At 55.1% G+C, this 19,084-nt stretch carries 21 protein-coding genes; 4 read left to right on the top strand and 17 right to left on the bottom strand.

What is annotated here, in order from left to right:
* Window positions 1–332 precede the first annotated feature (332 nt).
* Entirely contained in the window at window positions 333–737 is a 405-nt protein-coding gene (locus F6A13_RS00220) for a PepSY domain-containing protein (RefSeq protein WP_113526427.1), read from the bottom strand.
* 873 nt (window positions 738–1,610) lie between these two features.
* Between F6A13_RS00220 and F6A13_RS00225 the strand changes: the two genes are divergently transcribed.
* Window positions 1,611–2,420, top strand: coding sequence for a hypothetical protein (locus tag F6A13_RS00225; protein ID WP_126604692.1), 810 nt, complete (start codon window positions 1,611–1,613; stop codon window positions 2,418–2,420).
* A 90-nt stretch (window positions 2,421–2,510) separates the two neighbouring features.
* Here F6A13_RS00225 and F6A13_RS00230 read toward each other — a convergent pair whose 3' ends face one another.
* On the bottom strand, window positions 2,511–2,738 hold the full coding sequence (locus F6A13_RS00230; protein WP_113526429.1) for a hypothetical protein: 228 nt from the start codon (window positions 2,736–2,738) through the stop codon (window positions 2,511–2,513).
* A 434-nt stretch (window positions 2,739–3,172) separates the two neighbouring features.
* Between F6A13_RS00230 and tatA the strand changes: the two genes are divergently transcribed.
* Complete coding sequence (tatA, locus tag F6A13_RS00235; protein ID WP_113526430.1) at window positions 3,173–3,424, top strand: twin-arginine translocase TatA/TatE family subunit; 252 nt, start codon at window positions 3,173–3,175, stop codon at window positions 3,422–3,424.
* A gap of 363 nt (window positions 3,425–3,787) precedes the next feature.
* Window positions 3,788–5,215: a chloride channel protein gene (locus F6A13_RS00240; protein ID WP_113526431.1), complete on the top strand. Its 1,428-nt coding sequence runs from the start codon at window positions 3,788–3,790 to the stop codon at window positions 5,213–5,215.
* A gap of 18 nt (window positions 5,216–5,233) precedes the next feature.
* On the opposite strand, the gene F6A13_RS00245 is transcribed toward F6A13_RS00240, so the two are convergent.
* The 14 genes from F6A13_RS00245 to F6A13_RS00310 form a co-directional block, all read right to left on the bottom strand.
* Window positions 5,234–5,740: a hypothetical protein gene (locus F6A13_RS00245; RefSeq protein WP_151527944.1), complete on the bottom strand. Its 507-nt coding sequence runs from the start codon at window positions 5,738–5,740 to the stop codon at window positions 5,234–5,236.
* A 29-nt stretch (window positions 5,741–5,769) separates the two neighbouring features.
* Window positions 5,770–6,123 (bottom strand): sirohydrochlorin chelatase, encoded by a 354-nt coding sequence (locus F6A13_RS00250; protein ID WP_113526433.1) that lies wholly within the window; start codon window positions 6,121–6,123, stop codon window positions 5,770–5,772.
* Window positions 6,120–6,941: a uroporphyrinogen-III C-methyltransferase gene (gene cobA / locus F6A13_RS00255; protein WP_113526434.1), complete on the bottom strand. Its 822-nt coding sequence runs from the start codon at window positions 6,939–6,941 to the stop codon at window positions 6,120–6,122. The genes F6A13_RS00250 and cobA overlap by 4 nt, the downstream gene beginning before the upstream one ends.
* A gap of 105 nt (window positions 6,942–7,046) precedes the next feature.
* Window positions 7,047–8,399, bottom strand: a complete 1,353-nt coding sequence (locus F6A13_RS00260) for a sulfate adenylyltransferase subunit 1 (protein ID WP_126604690.1) — start codon at window positions 8,397–8,399, stop codon at window positions 7,047–7,049.
* The gene (gene cysD / locus F6A13_RS00265; protein WP_197722486.1) at window positions 8,399–9,337 is read right to left on the bottom strand and encodes a sulfate adenylyltransferase subunit CysD; all 939 of its coding nucleotides are present in this window, start codon (window positions 9,335–9,337) and stop codon (window positions 8,399–8,401) included. Before cysD ends, F6A13_RS00260 begins: the two co-directional genes overlap by 1 nt.
* A complete protein-coding gene (locus tag F6A13_RS00270) occupies window positions 9,334–10,071 on the bottom strand; it encodes a phosphoadenylyl-sulfate reductase (protein ID WP_126604689.1) in 738 nt (245 codons plus the stop codon). Before F6A13_RS00270 ends, cysD begins: the two co-directional genes overlap by 4 nt.
* Window positions 10,072–10,078: 7 nt before the next feature.
* Window positions 10,079–11,770, bottom strand: coding sequence for an assimilatory sulfite reductase (NADPH) hemoprotein subunit (cysI, locus tag F6A13_RS00275; protein WP_113526438.1), 1,692 nt, complete (start codon window positions 11,768–11,770; stop codon window positions 10,079–10,081).
* Window positions 11,760–13,526, bottom strand: a complete 1,767-nt coding sequence (locus tag F6A13_RS00280) for a sulfite reductase flavoprotein subunit alpha (protein WP_151527945.1) — start codon at window positions 13,524–13,526, stop codon at window positions 11,760–11,762. Before F6A13_RS00280 ends, cysI begins: the two co-directional genes overlap by 11 nt.
* Before the next feature lie 351 nt (window positions 13,527–13,877).
* A complete protein-coding gene (locus tag F6A13_RS00285) occupies window positions 13,878–14,192 on the bottom strand; it encodes a DUF2818 family protein (RefSeq protein ID WP_113526440.1) in 315 nt (104 codons plus the stop codon).
* Between the two features lie 293 nt (window positions 14,193–14,485).
* Window positions 14,486–14,749: a hypothetical protein gene (locus F6A13_RS00290; protein ID WP_225981880.1), complete on the bottom strand. Its 264-nt coding sequence runs from the start codon at window positions 14,747–14,749 to the stop codon at window positions 14,486–14,488.
* 141 nt (window positions 14,750–14,890) lie between these two features.
* Complete coding sequence (locus F6A13_RS00295; RefSeq protein ID WP_151527946.1) at window positions 14,891–15,337, bottom strand: hypothetical protein; 447 nt, start codon at window positions 15,335–15,337, stop codon at window positions 14,891–14,893.
* A gap of 12 nt (window positions 15,338–15,349) precedes the next feature.
* Entirely contained in the window at window positions 15,350–16,489 is a 1,140-nt protein-coding gene (locus F6A13_RS00300; protein WP_151527947.1) for an NAD(P)/FAD-dependent oxidoreductase, read from the bottom strand.
* 42 nt (window positions 16,490–16,531) lie between these two features.
* Window positions 16,532–16,762: a sulfurtransferase TusA family protein gene (locus tag F6A13_RS00305; protein ID WP_113526101.1), complete on the bottom strand. Its 231-nt coding sequence runs from the start codon at window positions 16,760–16,762 to the stop codon at window positions 16,532–16,534.
* 13 nt (window positions 16,763–16,775) lie between these two features.
* Window positions 16,776–17,162 (bottom strand): DsrE/DsrF/DrsH-like family protein, encoded by a 387-nt coding sequence (locus F6A13_RS00310; protein ID WP_126604328.1) that lies wholly within the window; start codon window positions 17,160–17,162, stop codon window positions 16,776–16,778.
* A 543-nt stretch (window positions 17,163–17,705) separates the two neighbouring features.
* Between F6A13_RS00310 and F6A13_RS00315 the strand changes: the two genes are divergently transcribed.
* Window positions 17,706–18,221 carry a phosphate-starvation-inducible PsiE family protein gene (locus F6A13_RS00315; protein ID WP_225981881.1) on the top strand — a complete coding sequence of 172 codons (516 nt, stop codon included), beginning with the start codon at window positions 17,706–17,708 and terminating at the stop codon, window positions 18,219–18,221.
* 461 nt (window positions 18,222–18,682) lie between these two features.
* Here F6A13_RS00315 and F6A13_RS00320 read toward each other — a convergent pair whose 3' ends face one another.
* On the bottom strand, window positions 18,683–19,036 hold the full coding sequence (locus F6A13_RS00320; RefSeq protein ID WP_225981882.1) for a hypothetical protein: 354 nt from the start codon (window positions 19,034–19,036) through the stop codon (window positions 18,683–18,685).
* Between the last annotated feature and the right edge of the window lie 48 nt (window positions 19,037–19,084).

A 19,084-nucleotide genomic window follows, 5' to 3' on the forward strand; every position in this document is an offset into this window, starting at 1 on the left:
AGAACAATATATCCACAAACAGGCCAGATTCATGTGTGCAGCCGACCTCTTCTCCAAAATTATGACATCTTGCAAAATCGAGGACGTTCATACAGGACGCTTACCGCTGGTAAAACGCTGGGGACGGTAGGCTTGTTGGTGTTCTCGCCCGGCCAGCGCGCCTGTTGCTGTGGGTTTTGCGAGTGGCTGTGGAAACCCATGAATCGCAGCCCAAGCTAAGGTCGCCAGCGCCGCACATGCACGTTGCACGGCGCTGGCGGGATGCCTTCGTCACTCCGCGCCACTATATGCAGATTTGCGGGACGGATTAGGCGACTTTGTCTAGTGGCCATTCAGGGCTTGGAACCGCCCGGCAGAATCACTATCTCCAAGAGTTTCTCTGTTTTTGCATCAATGGAGATAGTGTACATCAGGTCTTCGCGACTAACATCCACAACATAACGCAGGCCACTGCCGCCGGGGGCTTTTTCCAACTTCATACCGGTGACCTTGGCAGTATTCGGGGGGCAGGTCTGTTTGGCGATGGTCTTTGCCTGCAGAGGATGAAAAAAGCCCTTGCTTAGTCGAAATCCGCAGGGCCTACTGGCGTTCATGGCGATGGTCTCCGCCTTGTCTGGGCTGATGCGTGCCTCCTGAGCATACTGCTGACCCTCATAGGCCCAAGCGGCGGTGCTGCTTATCAAACCGATGGTGCCAGCGAGTAAGGTGGTAGCGAAATAGCGTGACGTGAGTTTCATGATGCCTCCTTGTTTACCTGCAGTGTGATTATAACATCATCCTTTATTCCTTGGAGCGTAAATATAAGATCAACCCACCGAACTTTTAGTATAGTAGGAAAATTTTCAACGTAAAGAGCGGATCGCGGCGTTTTCTGAGGCGATTTTACCCAGAGATGCACTACATTCCGACGAATGTTGGGCAATTAGTCATGCTGCCGTGGTAGGTAATGCGTATATGCAAAGGCCACTACCAAGCCCTGCCTTTCAACGTTGGATGCGGTCACCAGAAAATGATCGGCAAAGAGAAGGGCTCAGGATGGCAAACCATGGGTGTAGTATAACCGCGTGTATGGTTGTTGCTAAAATCCTCGGTGGAGGGGTCTGCCCCGGCACCGAAAATAATCGCTGATACGTCGTGGCGATACAATACGGCTGTGCATTCTTGTTGACGATATAATTATACAGTAAACCCTTATGGATTGCGGCCATCAGGCCTTTCGCCATTACCAGATCACACAAAATCATGGACCGCGCCCGAGCGCAAAACGACGAAGCTCATGGCGGTGCCCGTGACATCCGTGGCGGTCCTGGGGAGGTCGTACAGCGGTCGAAGTCGGCCCCACATCTTGGCGGGAGAACAAATGCTGTTCATAATGGTGCTATCAGGGAATAGCTGTGACATTGCCAGCAGAGAGGGTGGAAGATGGTGCGCTGGTTTCTTACTGCATTGGCGCCACTGATTAGTGCATCTGCCCCGACTCTGCGCCGGTATGGAATCTGGGCGATTATCGTCATCCCGCTTGTTGAACGCAGTGAAGCAGTAATGGACATCATGCGGAACATGTACAGTCGGGTATATCCATAGTATGGGAGGGTGAGCAGGTGATCAGGATGCGTTTTATTGTAGCCATATCGCTATGGGCTTGGCTCGGAAGCGCGATGGCTGCGCCTCTTTTGCTTTTTGGCGTTCCACTGCAGGACGCGACGCGCGCGACGCTGACGCCCGCTTTAGAGAAAGCGGGCCTTCCCCCTATTCCGAATGGTCCCCAGCAATGGTTCGATACCTACCGAATAAACGGGCAGATGCCACAGCTGCAAGGCGCAAGCAAGTTTTCTGTGAAGTATGACAGACACAACCGGTTTGCGCTTGCGGAGTATAAATTTCCCAGCTTCGGGGACACCAGGCAGGTCCAAGATATTATCGCCATGGTTACATATAAATACGGACCGCCCAGCAGTATAATTGGCGAGATCAACCATGGGCCAGTCGTGGCACGCTGGAAAGAGGGCGGCAGCATGGAAATCAAGGTCTGGCGAGGGTGGCCGATAACCACCACGTACATGGATTTTGAGAATGTCGCCATTGTTAATGCGATGCGCGCGGAAAGACGCACCGGTATGCATGGTTCATTGCCTGCCCGGATGGATGCAGCGCCCATCAATGAAAATCAAGAATGGGAACCCCCGTCACCGGTGGAACAGGTTGCGCAGGCCAACAATCAAACCGTTCCGACGTGGCTCGTATGGGGGATCATTGTGTTCTTTCTCGTGCCCGCGGTGGGGATGGTCATTTTCGGTCATTTTCTCGCCAGGGTGACCCGCATCCCGCCCTTTGTTGTGGCCGCACGCGTTTTCTTTGCCCGGCTGGTCCAGTTTTTTCGCAGGCCTGGGTGGTTTCTGAAAGGACGGCAGGGCCGCTAACCGGTGTTATGTCTTCTTACAAAAGACTCATCGTCGTCTTGGTTCGTGAGTTTATGTCGGGTCGGAGCTGCGGCCCTGGAAAGTGTTTAGTCATAGTTTCAACCCAATGATAATGCCCCAAAGAAGACCATTCGCTGCCGCCGCGAGTATGTCCAGAGTATCATGAGATAATACCAGATAGGCAGCACTGCCACAGAGCACCGCACCGGCGACCCCGTAAGCCGTCAAGTCACGCAACTCTTTGGCGCCAGGAGTGAACGACCAATTCCATATTCTGCGCGCTATGGACCAGAGGTATTGGATCAGGCCGCAGCGCATGCGCAGATCCCTCCATAAGGGACGTTAGATATCCAGCATCTCCCCATATTCAGTGGGAAAGTTCCACAACGGCGCTCGCGATAAAAACACTCCACATGCCTAGTCTGAGCGTAATGACCCGAAAGGTATCATAAGCTGATCGTAGCCTTCTGGACAGGAGGATGTCACCTTTTCTCCGTTGAAGCCACCTCGGCACCTGCATGCCTGTGATCGCCGCTGTCACGGTGCCGCATCCGGCGCCCGCCGATCTACGTCAACCACCTTGTTCAACCGGTCAGGATTAGTATATCATGATCGATGGTTGGTAAATTTAGTGCATACGGTCAGCCAGGTATGACATGTTAATAAAAATTAATGTTGGTGATATTAGTGGAGGCGTTACCGGGCTGGACAAATCAGAGTAAGGGCACGAATCAAACAGTGAGGATATGACCATGGATATATTCAGCCTTCCACATTTGATTATTTTGTTGTTGATTGTCATGGCACTTTTCGGGACATCGAAAATAAAGAATATAGGAGGAGATCTAGGCTCCGCCATAAAAAGTTTCCGGCAGGCGATGAAGGATGAAGAACAGCAGCAGGGATCGCCAAAAACCGCCGGACCCATGCCTAAGGCAATCGAGCACGGCGCAGATGCAGAGACAGGAGAAACCATCGCAAAAAGTCTTCATAGCAAATCATGACATAGTAGCTAAACGGTATAATTCACCATGTGGGTGATCAGCGCAAGATACGGAGTCACGCATGCGCAGGGGGGCGTCCATACGAATTGGGCACAGTGGCGGCAAGCCTCGCCCAAGCGCTCGCAAAACATTCTCGGAGAGCGTTTTTTCAGCGATGCATCTGCCAAGGGTACGCATGGCGTGCTTCCTCCGGCAGTTGAGGATGGATTCTGTTGCTTTTTAGTAAACAAGCGGTGACACTTCATGCGCTAACACTACCGCCTCGGTAAAGGTGGCTGGGCGAGTACCCGGGCTGATAACAGGCCGCCTGCTGAAACCTGACCGGGCGCCCGGTCAGGTTATAGATTACCCACGGAATAAGCCATGGAAAATGAAAAAGTAGTCGTGAACCATACTGAGTCCGCTGATGAACGGATAACCCAACATAGTTGGAAAGATATACTGGAACCGCCGGCAAAAGGCAAAAACAAGGCGCGATATTTTATTACCCCGGTCATTATCGGACTTATTGTTGGGATACTATCTTTAGTTTTTATTGACATAATGGACTTTTTTACACGATGGTCTTTGGGTATCGTTGCGCATTTCATCCCGCCGCGTTCGTCCGGTTTTGGTGGTGGTGGAGCCCAGGCGCCCTATACCTCCGCTCCAGGCTATCCTTTCATGATTCCTCTGGTCGAAGGAATGGCCGGGTTCATTTCCGGCATACTGTCTTATTTTATGATTAAAAAGCCGGGGAGCCTTGGTGCTAACAAAGCGATTCGCGCTTACCACGAAAATCCGGAATCCCTCACTTTAAAGGAGGCGTTTACCACGCTTTTTACGTCAGCTATGGTTCTTGGTTCTGGCGGGCCTTCTGGCCGCGAGGGCGCGGTAAGCATGGTGGGCGGCAGCGTCGGCGTATTCATTGCCAAGCTGCTCCGGCAAAAACCCCACGAAGTGCGCGAAGCTTTGGCCATAGGGGTCGGCGCCGGGCTGGGAGCGATGTTTAAGGCGCCTCTCGCGGGGGCAATTGCTAGTAGTGAGATATTTTTCAAGCACGATTTCGATATCGAAACGATCATCCCCGCGTTTGCCGCATCAGCCGCAGCTTACCTGGTGGTAGCCACCAAGGTAGGATTTTCGCCGCTGTTCCGCATAGGTGTTTTGCCAGTACACAGCTTTGAGTTGAGATATATTCTGTGGTTTTCCATTTTTGGTATTTTTTCCGGTCTGATTGCCCGCTTTCTGTTGTGGGTGTTTTATTATATTTCTGATTTGTTCAAGAAACTGAAACAGCCGATCTATGTCAGTGCCCTGATCGGCGGTGTCCTGGCCGGCTGCATTGGTTTGTTGTCTTCTTATGCCATAGGCAACGGCTATGGCTGGTTGCAGCTGATCATGGACCACAAAATCTCCCCTGGGGTATCCGAATTAACGCTAGGTATAATCTGTGTCATTCTGGCCATGTCTCTGATTGCCGGCTCGGGGGCATCCGGCGGGGCCTTTAGCCCAACGGTGGTTATCGGTGGGCTCTCGGGCGCCTTGTTCTGGCATTTTGCGAAGGTGGTTTCCCCTGACGTCAATATACCCATTGCCATGTTTGTGGTGGTCGGCATGATGGCGGTCTTTTCCGTAGCGGCCAACGCGCCCTTGTCTACTATCGTCATGATCACCGAAATGACGGGGAGCTATGGTGTACTTCTGCCCGCCATGCTTACGGTAGGAATAGCAATGATGTTTGGCGGTGAGCATTCATTATTCAACGCACAGCACGACCACCGGTCAGCGTCAGACCACGCCAACTCATAATGTGACGAATTTATAGCGCTATATCCGTATATCAATAGCGTTGTCGCTAACCGTATGGACATGCGATATGTTGGCAGACATTTGGGATGATAGATTCTGCTCATAGTATGAAATGGCTTCGCGGTCATCACATATCTGTAAGGTGATGGAAACGCTTCCGGTGATGGCTGCATGTATCGGACATTGGTGTAGCATTCTGATCAGGATCACTTTATCATCAGGTGATAATTGCAATGGTAATGTCAATGTAATATTGATCCCATCAATCCGCACCGCGCCAGTGGTTTTTACAGTTGTGCAGATGCTCATCAGGCAGGTTGCCCTTAAGTCCCGTCGTTCCAGAAACCGTAACGTGAGTTCCACAAGACATTGGCCAAGCGCCGTGTTGAGCAAATGCAATGGGGTGAGTTGTATATCTGGCAAGCAAAAGTTTAAGGATATATTCTCAGAATCGTCTAGCCGGCATGCCGTAATATTGCGCTCACCGTCCTTGAAAATATGAACTACAGTTTCTTTTCTGCTCATTGGATGCTCCTGGTTCTCGTAATAAAACATCAGGTCAGAGCAGTCAACGCCGCCCGCAACACCTCTTCATTGAGGCCCAATGGCCCGTCCATACGGATGTGCATACCGGGAATCATCACCGCATCAACCAGACGCGGAAGGTCTTCCCGGAGATGGCGCCCCCGGCTCCAGAACAGAGGGGATATTCTGAAATTTCTGATACCGCGGCCATATTCCTCGTGAATGGCGTCCGTTAGCATGGGGTGCCACAGTTCCAAGTAACATAGGCGGATAGGGTGCTCCGGATGGATTGCCTTCAAGTCGGCCGCCAGGATCTCAAACGGAAGGCGCCATTCCGGGTCACGGGACCCATGCGCAAGCAGCAAATGGGCTTCCATGGTCATGCACTGCCAACCGCGGATAAATACCACTGTTTTTGGCCAAAGGAGTCATCGGAAGCGGGGTTCATTCCGTGTGATAACTGTTGCGAAAGGCGTACCGCCTCACCCACAATGAGGATTGCCGGGCTGCCCAGATCTGCTTCGTGAATGGCATCGGTCAGATCGCTTAATTTGGCGTACACATGGCGCTGCTGCGGCAAAGTTGCCCATTGCATGGCCAGCACTGGCGTATCCGGGTGCCGTCCACCGGCGATCAAGGCGTTCTGAATCCCTGTTATGCGGGCTATTCCCATATGGATGACCAGGGTGTCTGCTGCCTTTGCGATATGATGCCAGTCCACCGGTGGGGCATCCGCGGCTTCGTGCCCCGTTACGAACAGGACGGATTGGCTGATGCTGCGGTACGTCAGCGGTACGGCGGCACAGGCTGCCGCCGCAAGGCCGCTGGTGATGCCGGGCACTATTTCGTAGTCGATGTCGGCCGTCCACAGTGCCATGCACTCCTCACCACCGCGTCCAAAAATAAACGGGTCACCCCCCTTGAGGCGCACTACACGCATACCTTGCCGCGCGGCGCGGATCATCCGCGTCTGAATGCTCACTTGAGAAGCAGAAGGCTTGCCGCCCCGTTTGCCTACATCCACCAATTTGGTGTCCGGCCGGGCCATGTCCAGAATGCGTGGATTGACCAGGGCGTCGTGAAAGATGATATCGGCCGTACCCACAAGGGCGGCCGCCTTCAGGGTCAGCAGGTTGGGGTCACCCGGACCCGCCCCGACAATCCAGACTTTCCCGCTGTTACCAAAGCTTCCTCTGCTCACAGCTGGGGCCCTCCGGCGATCAGCCGCCGCCGTTGGCCGGTTGATCCGGCATCTTGCGCGGAAGGTCGCGCCAGCCTAGGTCCCATACCCCGGGAAACCGTATTTTTAACGTTCGGATACATGCCCCACCCCGGAATCGTCGAGACGGATCATCCCAGCCGCAACAGTTTGATGTGTCACTTCGTCGATCAAAATAAACGCTCCGGTTGCGCGAATGGCGTCATATGCATCAGCGGCAAGCGGCTGCTGCACATTCAGCGTGATGCTGGCGATATCGTTCAGCTGCAAGGCATCGGCCGGACGCTTCTGTTGCGTGTTGATATCGAGCAACGCATGGATTTCTACGACGCGCGCGGTGACTTGCCGGGTTGTGTGTTTCAGCCAGTACTTGCGATGCAGATCAAGCGGATCCTCCGACAACCAGCAGACATCGGCGGTGACGGTTTTGAGCAGGTTGGCCGGACGATCGGCGGACGCGAGCATGTCGCCACGCGAAATATCCAGGTGTTCCTGCAGCAACAGCGTTACCGATTGGCCGACGACGGCCGATTCCAGCGACTGATCGAGTATCAGAATGTCTTTCACGGTCGCCGCCGATCCTCCTGGTTGCACCACTAGCCGATCGCCCCTGCGGACTTTTCCAGCTTCGATACGGCCCATGTAACCGCGGAAGTCGTTGGCTTTGTGGCCGTTGTGGCGCGCCACCAGTTGTACCGGAAAACGCAGCGGTTCGTCATGGCATGCGTCATAGACGCTCAGGGATTCGAGCAGCTCGATCAGCGTTGGCCCCTGATACCAGGGCATCCTATCGCCCGCAGTGACCACATTGTCGCCCACCAGGGCGGACAACGGAATCGTGCGGATATCCTTCAGGCCCAGCCGTTGCGCGAATTCCCGGTATGCCTGCACGATGCGGTCATACACCGCCTGGTCGTAATGCACCAGATCCATCTTATTGACCGCGACCACGACATGTTCGATCTGCAATAGGTGGGCGATGGTCGAATGGCGCTTGGTCTGCACCAGCAATTCCACGCTGCCATCGTCGCCCATCTTCACTTTCGAGACATCGATCAGGATGACGACAGCGTCAGCGGTGGATGCTCCGGTCACCATGTTGCGCGTGTACTGTTCGTGACCAGGGGTGTCGGCGATGATGAACTTGCGCCGGGGCGTGGCGAAGTAGCGGTAAGCGACGTCGATGGTGATGCCCTGCTCGCGCTCGGCTTCCAGGCCATCCGTCAGCAGCGACAAGTCGATCGTGTCGCCGATGGTGCGCCGGTGCCTGGCATGCGATATCGCGTCCAGTTGGTCGGCAAAAATACCCTTGCTGTCGAACAGCAGACGGCCGATCAGCGTGCTCTTGCCATCATCCACCGAACCGGCAGTAATGAAGCGCAGCAAGCCGCGCTCTCTCGTCAGCTCCGGAAAAAACGGTTTGGGAATGGTCGCGCTCATCAGAAATATCCTGCCTTCTTGCGTTGTTCCATCGATGCTTCCGATGTCCGGTCATCCATCCGGGTTGCACCGCGTTCGGTGATTTTGGTCATGGCGGTCTCGGCAATGATCGCCTCGACGGTAGCGGCATCCGACGCCACGGGGCAGGTGCATGAGATATCGCCGACCGTACGGAAACGCACGACTTGGGTCTCGATCACCTCGCCTTCTTTGGCCGGTGTCAGCGTGGTCAGTGGCACCAGAAAGCCGTTGCGCGGAATGACCTGGCGCTCATGGGCAAAATAAATCGGCGGCAGTGCCAGTTTTTCGCGGGCGATGTATTGCCAAACGTCCAGCTCGGTCCAATTGGAGATCGGGAACACGCGCATATTTTCGCCAGGATGAATGCGGGTGTTATATAAATCCCAGAGTTCCGGGCGCTGCGCCTTCGGATTCCACTGCCCGAACTCATCGCGGAATGAAAAAATCCGCTCCTTGGCGCGAGCCTTCTCTTCATCGCGACGGGCGCCGCCGATGCAGGCAGCAAACTGAAATTCAGCAATGGTCTCCAATAGCGTGACGGCCTGCGCCGCATTACGCGAATCGCTTGCGGGATTACGCAGACGCACGGTGCCACGCCGGATCGACTCCTCGACTGAGCGCACGATCAGTTGCTCGCCCAGTTCAGCAATGCGTCGGTCGCGGAATTCGATGACTTCAGCGAAGTTGTGGCCAGTATCGATATGTACCAGCGGAAACGGGAACTTTCCGGGGCGGAAGGCCTTCTCGGCGATGCGCAGCAGCACCACCGAATCCTTGCCGCCGGAAAACAGCAGCGCCGCTTTACCGCATTCGGCCGCAACCTCGCGCATAATGTGAACCGCTTCTGATTCCAGCCAGTCCAGATGGTGATTGCTAGCGGCATCGAGAACAAGTTTTTCGGCTGTAGTAGGCATCATATTTGTCCTGAAGTTTTTTGTGGTGTTGCTGGCTTGGCGCGGACCAGTTTGCCGCCAACGACATGCAGGCCACACTCTCTGGTGGCCGGATTCTCCCACCACCAACGACCCGCGCGGATATCCTGGCCGGGGGAGATGGCGCGCGTGCAGGGGGCACAGCCGATGCTGGGGTAACCCTGATCATGAAGACGACTGTGGGGCACCTCAAAACGACGGATATAGTCCCAGACTTCTTCGCCATGCCAATCGGCCATGGGATTAAACTTGGCCAGCTCGTGGGCCGCATCCCATTCCCGAACGGCGAGGTCTTGCCGCGAAAGCGCCTGCTCCCGGCGCATTCCGGTCACCCAGGCCCTTTTACCCCGCAATGCCCGCTGCAGGGGTTCGACCTTACGCATATGGCAACAGGCCTTGCGCAATTCCTGGCTTTCATAAAAGGCGTTGGGCCCGTGTTCCCGGACATAGCGCTCCACTATCCCGTGTTCCGGGAAATACACCTGGATGGGGAGGTCGTAATGCTCCCTGGTTTCCTGCATCAGTCGGTAGGTTTCCTCCGGTAAACGGCCGGTATCGAGGGTGAATATCTCTATCCATGGCGCATGCTTCGCAATCAGGTCCGTGAGCACCATATCTTCCGCCCCAAAGCTGGTGGCAAAAGCCGCCGGTGCGTATGGCGCGTTGCGCAATTCCCCGAAAAGGAGGAGCACATCCTGTATCCTGGTTCCTAGACTCATGGATTCCTCACCGTCTCCCTGTATGCGGAAGGCCTGGATCTGGCGGCAATAAATCCTGTCGCCGGACAAAGTCCCCGAATGTCTCGCCGGCCCAGCGCTGGCCGGCAAAGCGCTTCAACAGGGGGCGCAGGGTATCCAGCAGAGCTGCTTCATCCAATGCCTCCCGGTAAAGTGCATTCAGGCGCATGCCGGTCCGATCGCCGCCCAGATAAAGATCGTAAAGGCCGGGCGCTTTGCCGACCAGGCCGATCTCCGCGAGATAAGGCCGGGCGCACCCGTTGGGGCATCCGGTCATCCGCACCGTCAACGCTTCTCCTTCCAGACCGGTCTCGGCAAGCAACGCCTCGATGCGATTCAGAAAAACCGGCAAATAGCGCTCGGCCTCGGCCATCGCCAGGGGGCAGGTGGGCAGTGCCACGCATGCCATGGCGTGGGTGCGGACGGGGGCGAGATTCAGCAATCTGTCAAGCCCGAATTCAGCAAGCAAGGTTTCGACAGCCGGGCGTTCCGCGGGGGAAATGCCGGCGATCAGCAGATTCTGATTGCAGGTCAGCCGGATTTCGCCATGGTGCAGGCGTGCGAGTGCATCCAGCCCGCTGAGGAGCGGAATATCACCATCGGTAACCCGGCCACCGGGTATGAAGAGGGTAAGACAGGCTGTTCCGTCATCATTTTCGAGCCAGCCGAACCGGTCTCCCGAAGTCTCGAAGTGGAACGGGCGCGGCGGGGCCAACGGAAATCCGGTGTGTTGCTGCACCTCTTCCATGAAGCGGTCCAACCCCATACGGTCTACCGTGTATTTGAGGCGGGCGTGGCTTCGATTGCTTCGGTCACCGTGGTCACGCTGGGTAATGAGCACGGCTTCGGCTATAGCCAACACCTGCTCGGGGGCGCAAAATCCGCAGACATCCGCCAGCCTCGAGTAGGTGTCGGGTTTGTTGTGGCTACGACCAAGGCCTCCCCCAACGCAAACATTGAATCCCGCCAGTCGCCCCTCCTCGTGTATGGCGATGAACCCAAGATCCTGCGTGAACACGTCGACGTCGTTGTGCGGCGGCACAGCGATGGCAATCTTGAACTTGCGCGGCAGATAGGTAGGCCCATACAGGGGATCCTCCTCCGGTGCAGTTATCTGTTGGCCGTCCAACCAGATTTCATGATAGGCCTGGCTCTGCGGCAGCAGGTGCTCGGCAATTTTCTGCGCCCAACCGTATGCCTCGGCATGGAAGGCGGAGATCTGAGGGGCGGAACTGGCGATGACGTTGCGATTAACGTCGCCGCAGGCGCTGACCGTATCGAGCAGTTCCCGGTCGAGGGCTTGCAGCACCGGCCTGAGATGCGGCTTGAGCAGTCCGTGAAATTGTATGCTCTGTCTGCTGGTGATACGCAGGCTGGCGTTGCCGTAGGTGCGGGCGATGTCGCCCAACGCCAGCCATTGTGCTCCGCTTAACACGCCGCCCGGCAGGCGCAGCCGGGCCATGAATTGATACAAGGGCTCCAGTTTCTGCTGGTGGCGTTCCGCCCGCAGGTCGCGATAGTCCTGCTGGTAAATGCCGTGGAACTTGATGACCTGAACGTCGTCTTCCGCCAGTGCACCGGTGACAGGATTGCGCAGACTCTCCCGCAACGTACCGCGCAGTCCCTGGCTCTCCGCCTTGATCCGTTCCACATCGGAAAGTGCTTTGTCATTAATAGACATCTCGGTGATATCTCCCCGTCTGTTTCAATTCCAGAATATATTCCTCGGCCTGAACCTGCGTGCGCCCGGCCGACTGAACGATATCCACCAGAGATTGATGTACCGCCCTGCCCATCGCTTCGGCCCCGCAGACATACACGGCGGCACCTTCTTCCAGCCATGCGAACACGTCACCGGCACGCTCCCGCAAACGGTCCTGGACATATATCTTGCGTTCCTGGTCACGGGAGAAAGCGACGTCGAGCCGGGTGAGGCGCCCATCCCTGAGCCAGCGCAGCCACTCCCGCTGGTATAGAAAATCGGTGCTGAAGTGACGGTCCCCAAAGAAAAGCCAGTTATTTCCGGCAGCGCCCAATGCCTCCCGTTCCTGCAGGAAGGAACGAAAGGGGGCCACCCCGGTCCCTGCTCCAATCATGATCATCGCCTGTCCGGAATCTTCGGGTAGTCGGAATTCGGCATTGGATTCGATAAATAGAGGTACAGGGCGGCCGATGGCGACACGATCCGCCAAAAATGTCGAGGCAACCCCCAGACGCTCCCGCCCGTGGCTGCTGTAGCGGACGGCGGCGACCGTCAGGTGGACTTCGCCCGGGGCGGCGAGGAGGCTGGAGGCGATGGAATACCGCCGCGGCGGCAAGGGCCGTAGGCAGTCGGCGAAGGATTGCGCACTAAGTCCCTTGACGGGGTATTGCCCGACGATGTCGACGACCTCCCGGCCGTCTATCCAGGTGTCGAGACTGTTGACATCCCGCCCGGCAATCGCACTTTGCAAGGCCTTCGCGTCACTCAGGCGCGCGTAACGCTCCAGAAAGGGCCATGTGATTCTGGTGATTTCATAGTGCGCGGCGAGAGCCTCCGCCAATGGCACTTCACCCCGTCTGGTCCGTACGGAGGCCTTGTGGTCCAGCTCAAGTCGATCGAGCAGCTCTTCTACGAGTTGGGGCGGATTGCTTGGAATAACAGAAACGATATCGCCTGGTGTGTAGTGAAGGCCAGATCCGTCGATATCCAGTTCGAGATGCCAGACTTCCCTGTCCGACCCGCGGCCAGAGAGATTCACCTTGCTCAGCAGGACAGCGGGGAAAGTGGCATGGCTCGAGTATCCCTGTTTCAGAATAGGGGCCGGAAGCGGTACTGCCGGAGAGGACTTGCCGGTGGTGAGGGCCCCCAGAACCTGCTCCATCCAAGACGTGGCATCCTCTTCGTAATCGACGTCACAATCGACCCGGGGGAGAAGGCGCTCGGCGCCGGCGGAAGCGAGGGCCATATCGAACGCCTTTCCGGCCTGGCAAAACCTGGGATAGCTGGCATCGCCCAATGCCAATATGGCAAAGCGGCTGCCGTGCAGATCCGGAGCCGGACCATCGGTCAGTGAAGCCAAAAGCGCGCGGGCACTGTCAGGTGGCTCACCATCCCCGTGTGTACTGACAATAAGCACGATGACGCGATCCCGGCGCAATTGCGCACGACCATACGTCAACATATCCTGAATGCTGCTTTGCACACCCATCGCCTGGGCTCTGGCCGCCAACAGTTCCGCCAACCGCTTGGCGTTACCGGTCTCCGTGCCAAACAATATAGTGATCTTTTCTCCGGTACCCCCTTGTATTTTTGAGGCAGGCGCACTTTCCCCAAAACCCGTCAAATAGCCGCTGGACCACAGCAATTGTTCGCGAGTCATGCCCTCCGCGAAACGTCGCAGGTCCTCCTGCTTTCGCGGGTCCAGCAGAAAGTCTGATTGTCGGATCAATTCCATTGCAGCACCATGATATTGTTTGTCGCCATGATTCATCGCACCGGCTCGGTGAACATCAGGGACAAAGCCTAATCGACGGCGTACAAAAGCTGAAAGACCGATATATTATATCGTTATGCTTATTGGTTTGGATGATCGACATCCGACGAACGGGCAAAGGCATCGTTGCGTCTGCGCTGCAGATGCGACAATGTACCCGCGCCCCAACAGCCCAGGCACTGCCGACAACCCTCTATACCTCACTATCCGGAATGCACAAACGGACGCAGTGGGTGAACCTCGAACGAAAGAATTTTCCCTGCGTGGGGATTTTCCGCAAAAACAGTGCTTCAGACACCAGCAGGAAACGATTCAGGATCTGCGCAATATTGGCAGGAGATTGAAGCGCCAGATAAACCCCGGAATGGCAAAAACAGCAAACATACATAAAGTAACTACATAAAACTCCCAACCCTGCGTATGGAGATGACCGTTCAGACCGTCCTCTATCCCCATGCCAATAACTCCGACAACAAGATACATTACCAGCCATTCGAACAGATACTGCCGTAATCCCTTATCGCCAGCCACCTTGCGAAAGAAGAACAGGCGATTGCTCAACCACGGCAGATTGGCGGCCACAAAAGCCAATGCAATGTACATCAACACCCAGTCCTGCACGGTCATCAGATCACTCTCCGTATAGCATGGAAACAAATGGCATCGGCAGCCTCGAAGTCATACCAGATGGCGGTATGGCCGATCCGGGACGCGAATGACCAAGTCGGCACGATGATCATATCCGATCGCCCCGCGCCAGGATCGTTGAAGATACACCACTTCGACCATATGCGGTCAACAAAATATCCTGCCATCGTCACCCCGGTCGGTCTTCAGGGTACGTCCGCACTGCTCCCTCAACAAGGGGGGGGGCGTCCGAAAAGGGCACCCCGCAGGCATCCTGCAAGGGTTATGAAGGGTTAATTACCCTTGCTGGGTTGCAGAATAGAAAGGGCATGGGAGTTTATCAGCGCGGGTTCAGTGGTGGTAAAAGGCTCCATGTTGCTACCGATCAGTTGAACGTCATACCAACCATCACCTTTGTAGGACAACACCTTGAATTTAAGCATGGCCATGGATACCGCAGCAGTATACGTTGTTCCAATCGTCAGCGGCTTTTCTCGCTGACTTACAGCACATCCGGATAACCACAGCATTGCGACCATCCACGTCGCAATGATCAAGTGATGCCTGCACATATCGCACCTCAGCTTGTAACCCCTGAAAACGAGACCACCCCATCGCCTCTGCCCAACGCCGGAAGGAAAATCCGGCCACCATCGGGCATGGTGTCCAGCGCTGCCAGCGCGGAAAACATCCGAGCCTCAGTGTTTGAGTCGGCAGGATCGGAAGTGTTTGCCGAGGAGCATGAGGAACTGGATGGTTTGTTGGGTTTCCGGTTGTTTTATCAGTTCCCAGAGTCCGGTGAGGCCGCCTTTGGGAAGAGGGGCATGGGCCGCTTCTTCCGTAGCCCCGGCCAGACAGCGGAGGAAATCGGTCAGGATATGCTCCTGATCCATCTTTTCCGCCACCGTCACCATCCGCTCCATGACGCCGGTGCGGGTGGCCCGGTCGAGCAGACACATGGCATTGCTGGCCATGCCCGCCAACCGCGTCACGATTTCATCGCTCATGGAATCCTGCGCGGCACCGACCAGCCGCGCCAGATGCACGATACGCTCCAGATCCCCGTTCTCCACCAGATGCGCCAGGGCTTCCCGGGCCTCGGCCAACTCCTCCTCGTGGGAGGTTTCCGCCATAACAGCCGTCATAGATCACCTCCCTTAGAGTAAGCCGCGGGCACTGGCCCAATAGAGCTGGTTGTAGGCCATCTTGAAGGCATGGACCGCACCGGTCGGGGCCTTGGGCTGCGGAGGATGCTGGTAATCAAACATGGCATACGTGGCGCGATCCTTGCCCGCCTCTATGAAACAGAAGACCTTGCCATCGTAACTGCGCACCGATCGCCCGATCTTGATCACCGCCGCGACATTCTCGGCGGCGACCTCAGCCTCGAAATGCGTGGTGGAGCCGGCCTTGCTGATCGGCAGGTTGGTGGTGTCCCCCAGGACGATGACATTCTTGCCGTATTCCCCCTCCATGTGCAAAGACGTGCGGTTGGTAGGAATCCAGCCATTCTGCCCGAGGCCATTCTGCTCAATGACTTCCTGACCCTTGTGCGGCGGCACCGCCACCAGCAGGTCATACTTGACGGCACCCCCCTCCTCACTGAGGACCTGGGCATTTTTGCCATCGACTTCCTTCATGTTGAACAGCGTCTCGTACTGGATGCCCATCCGGTCGAATTCCGGTGCCGCCCACTTCGCCACATTCTCCAGGCTGTGCACCCGACCGATGGGATACGTGTAGTAGAACTCGGTCTTGTCCAGCAGGCCACGATCCTGAATGAAATCGTGCATGGCGAAGGTGATTTCCAGCGGAATCATCGGACACTTGTGCGGCAGACCGACGGTGACGACGATGCGCCCCCCCTTGAAGTCCGAGAGTTGCCGGAAGAACTCCACCGCATTCTCCGCGGTGTAACAGTTGATGGAGTTCTCCTGGAGGCCGGGGATGTTTTCTGGCATGGGACGGGAGCCGGTGGAAATGACGATAACATCATACTCATGGACCTTGCCGCTCTTGCATTGGACGTGATTGTCGGCGAGATGAAATTCCTCCACGGGATCGACATGAAACTCGATACCGGGTTCCAGCAGGCTCTGCTGTTCGCGGACCAGTTCATCCGGGGTCGTCCGACCCATGGCCACATAAAGCCAACCGGGCTGATAGACGTGTTCGTGGCTGGCCGAGAGCATGGTAATGCGGGCCTTGCCGGTTTTCATTTCATGGTGGATACGGCGGGCCAGATGATTGGCGAAAATGGTGCCCCCCATACCCCCACCGACGACGAGAATTCTCATGATGTCACTCCTTGTAGGTCTGTGTACTGGTTGGACGTCGTGCTACTTGGCCTTGCGCACCCGGATGTGCCAGGTACCCGCATCATCCTGTCGGGTATCGAGCATTTCGTGACCGACCTTTTGGATCCACTCCGGTACATCCGCAGCGGAACCGGCATCGGTGGACAACAATTCCAGGGTGTCGCCGACACTCATCATCTTCATGCTGGAAATCAGTTCCATCAGCGGCCCGGGGCAAAAACTGCCGCGGGCATCTACGACTCTTTCACTCATCTACCACTCCTTTTTAAAAGGTCAGGATCTGCGCGCCTTCGGCGTCGCTGAGGAACTTGGTCAGACCCAAAGGTCCGGCGACGATGTCTTCCATCGCCTCCGCCTGGATCCCCATCACGTCCATGGCCATGGAGCAGGCCCAGATTTTGGCATCGCCCAATTCCACGGCCTGCTCAAAAATCTGGTAGAATGGCGGCACATTGCGCCCCGCCATCGAATGCCCCATCTCGCCTTCCGCCGGAGCCTCCTTGCCGTGTCCTTTCACAAAATAGGGAAAGGCATTCATGGACAGAAAAACATGCACCTCCGACCCCGAAACCGCCGCAACCGACGCCGCCATCGCCGCAAACTGCAACCGCTCTCTCACCCCACTTAAACAAATGATATATAATCCCGACATGAAAACCTCACTTTGCCAAATATATGGCGGGTCCTCGGCAAGAGATTGCCAATGTGGATTACTCAGATAAGATGATTATAGCGTATCGTTTGATGGTTACACCAATCGATAATCGCAATATTATTTTATAGAAAGATAATCATGTTGTAGTGTGTTGCCAATATCTCCGGGCCGCACGACACCGCCACGAGACAACCTATATAATAATTTATGCGACTAAATATAATGCAATATATCATATATAAACCAAAACTGAGGCATAATAATTAACTAACGAATATCACCTATGGAACACCAGCCATCCAGGTTGTCATAACCTTTTGCTTCTCCTGTTCATTAAATATATTTACGTCGTACGATGGGCTGTTCTTACAGAAACGTGGCGCGGCTGAATGTCAGCGCAATGGCAATAGTTGGTCTTCAGGCACGGTAATGACACCAATCTTGCTGGCTGATAACAATAGGTGCATACTTGAAACGGTATCGACACAACATGGTTTTTGGCAGCGCTTGGACCAACCTACCACGACTACGGACTAACCCATGCCAGAACAGCAGGAAAGGAATCGGATCGTGCCACCAGCGATAGGAACCGGGGCTCGGGGTAGAACCCTGAGTTTTTACGGCAAGCTTCTGGACCTCATTGTCATAGCGCTGATCTTTGTTATGCTGCTCACCCTGCTGGGCGCATTGGTTGGATTGGCTTATGATTTTGCAGTTGCAGTGAGCACTCTGCACGAGGCCGCTGCTGTCCAAGGCCTCACACATATCCATGGTCTCGTTGAGGACCTCGGGCAGGGGCTCGTCATTGATGTTCTCTCAACCTTCGTCCTAATTGAACTTTTCCGCACCTTCACAGATTATTTAGAGTTTCATCGCATTCGGCTGCGGGTACTGGCCGAAGTAGGCATCGTTTTTGTTTTGCGGGAGATATTTATCGGCCTTTACGCCCATCGCATGGATTCAACGGAGCTTCTGGCCATCGCAGCACTGTTAGCCGTCCTGGTGGCCGCACGTGTCGCCGCTGTCCAATTTCCTCCCCGTCGCAACGAAACATAGCTTTTGTAACGCCTGGTTGTGGTCCGCAGAAAAGACGGTAGATAAAGTTTGGAACGCTTATTGGATGCCCAATAAACACAAGTGACGAGCGCTACAGCACATAACGTTATGATAAACACTTCAATGCCCGGGCTGGCATGGAGGATGCGAGCTGCGTTACCATGAAGGGGGTAGCCTGACGGCCCATTGATAAACATCATTTTTTATAAAAGGACTATGAATTATGTCTTTAGCATCGCCAAAATATTCCACGCTCATTCGAGTATTGCTGATGGGCTGCATCATGTGTGTTTCATCGGCATGCGCCAGGAAAGATGCTCACACCAGCGCCGCACGAAAAACCACCTCAGACATCAGTTGCATTGGGTCACCCTCTTTTTGCGGGCACAAGACCATTAAAGTATACCCGACCACCTGATAACAATTAGATCAACCAGATATACTGTTTCACAATCCCAACCTCAGAGATAAGCAACATAGGTATTCGGTGCGGCTCGCTCAGTAATATATTGACTGCTGACTACGTCATCTATCTCCGGGATAAGCTCATCATTATTTAAACTGCACCACTCCATGGATCGTTCGCAAATACTAATTTTGACGCCGGCTGATTTTGCAGATCGCATAGAGTCATATAGTAGACGCATATATTCTTCATCGAAGCCACTTTTTACCGCTTGTATTGTTGCAATAACCCCAGATTCTCCGGTCAAAATAACTTCTACGTCGTACTCAGCCGTAGCTGCTTTGGCCCGGTTAAAAACAGCCACTATGGCTTCGCTCTTTTCCATATCCAGGGTTGTAACAACAATCATCAGATACCTCATACACATGCCTGCAATACAGATAATGACCGACATCTA

It is taken from the genome of Acidithiobacillus sp. 'AMD consortium', assembly GCF_008926505.1.
GTDB lineage: Bacteria > Pseudomonadota > Gammaproteobacteria > Acidithiobacillales > Acidithiobacillaceae > Acidithiobacillus > Acidithiobacillus ferridurans.

Coding starts and splice junctions, on each gene's coding strand:
- F6A13_RS00220 (WP_113526427.1), bottom strand. CDS start 737: ATGAAACTCACGTCACGCTATTTCGCTACCACCTTACTCGCTGGCACC.
- F6A13_RS00225 (WP_126604692.1), top strand. CDS start 1,611: ATGCGTTTTATTGTAGCCATATCGCTATGGGCTTGGCTCGGAAGCGCG.
- F6A13_RS00230 (WP_113526429.1), bottom strand. CDS start 2,738: ATGCGCTGCGGCCTGATCCAATACCTCTGGTCCATAGCGCGCAGAATA.
- tatA (WP_113526430.1), top strand. CDS start 3,173: ATGGATATATTCAGCCTTCCACATTTGATTATTTTGTTGTTGATTGTC.
- F6A13_RS00240 (WP_113526431.1), top strand. CDS start 3,788: ATGGAAAATGAAAAAGTAGTCGTGAACCATACTGAGTCCGCTGATGAA.
- F6A13_RS00245 (WP_151527944.1), bottom strand. CDS start 5,740: ATGAGCAGAAAAGAAACTGTAGTTCATATTTTCAAGGACGGTGAGCGC.
- F6A13_RS00250 (WP_113526433.1), bottom strand. CDS start 6,123: ATGACCATGGAAGCCCATTTGCTGCTTGCGCATGGGTCCCGTGACCCG.
- F6A13_RS00260 (WP_126604690.1), bottom strand. CDS start 8,399: ATGAGCGCGACCATTCCCAAACCGTTTTTTCCGGAGCTGACGAGAGAG.
- cysD (WP_197722486.1), bottom strand. CDS start 9,337: ATGATGCCTACTACAGCCGAAAAACTTGTTCTCGATGCCGCTAGCAAT.
- F6A13_RS00270 (WP_126604689.1), bottom strand. CDS start 10,071: ATGAGTCTAGGAACCAGGATACAGGATGTGCTCCTCCTTTTCGGGGAA.
- cysI (WP_113526438.1), bottom strand. CDS start 11,770: ATGTCTATTAATGACAAAGCACTTTCCGATGTGGAACGGATCAAGGCG.
- F6A13_RS00280 (WP_151527945.1), bottom strand. CDS start 13,526: ATGGAATTGATCCGACAATCAGACTTTCTGCTGGACCCGCGAAAGCAG.
- F6A13_RS00285 (WP_113526440.1), bottom strand. CDS start 14,192: ATGACCGTGCAGGACTGGGTGTTGATGTACATTGCATTGGCTTTTGTG.
- F6A13_RS00295 (WP_151527946.1), bottom strand. CDS start 15,337: ATGACGGCTGTTATGGCGGAAACCTCCCACGAGGAGGAGTTGGCCGAG.
- F6A13_RS00300 (WP_151527947.1), bottom strand. CDS start 16,489: ATGAGAATTCTCGTCGTCGGTGGGGGTATGGGGGGCACCATTTTCGCC.
- F6A13_RS00305 (WP_113526101.1), bottom strand. CDS start 16,762: ATGAGTGAAAGAGTCGTAGATGCCCGCGGCAGTTTTTGCCCCGGGCCG.
- F6A13_RS00310 (WP_126604328.1), bottom strand. CDS start 17,162: ATGTCGGGATTATATATCATTTGTTTAAGTGGGGTGAGAGAGCGGTTG.
- F6A13_RS00315 (WP_225981881.1), top strand. CDS start 17,706: ATGCCAGAACAGCAGGAAAGGAATCGGATCGTGCCACCAGCGATAGGA.
- F6A13_RS00320 (WP_225981882.1), bottom strand. CDS start 19,036: ATGATTGTTGTTACAACCCTGGATATGGAAAAGAGCGAAGCCATAGTG.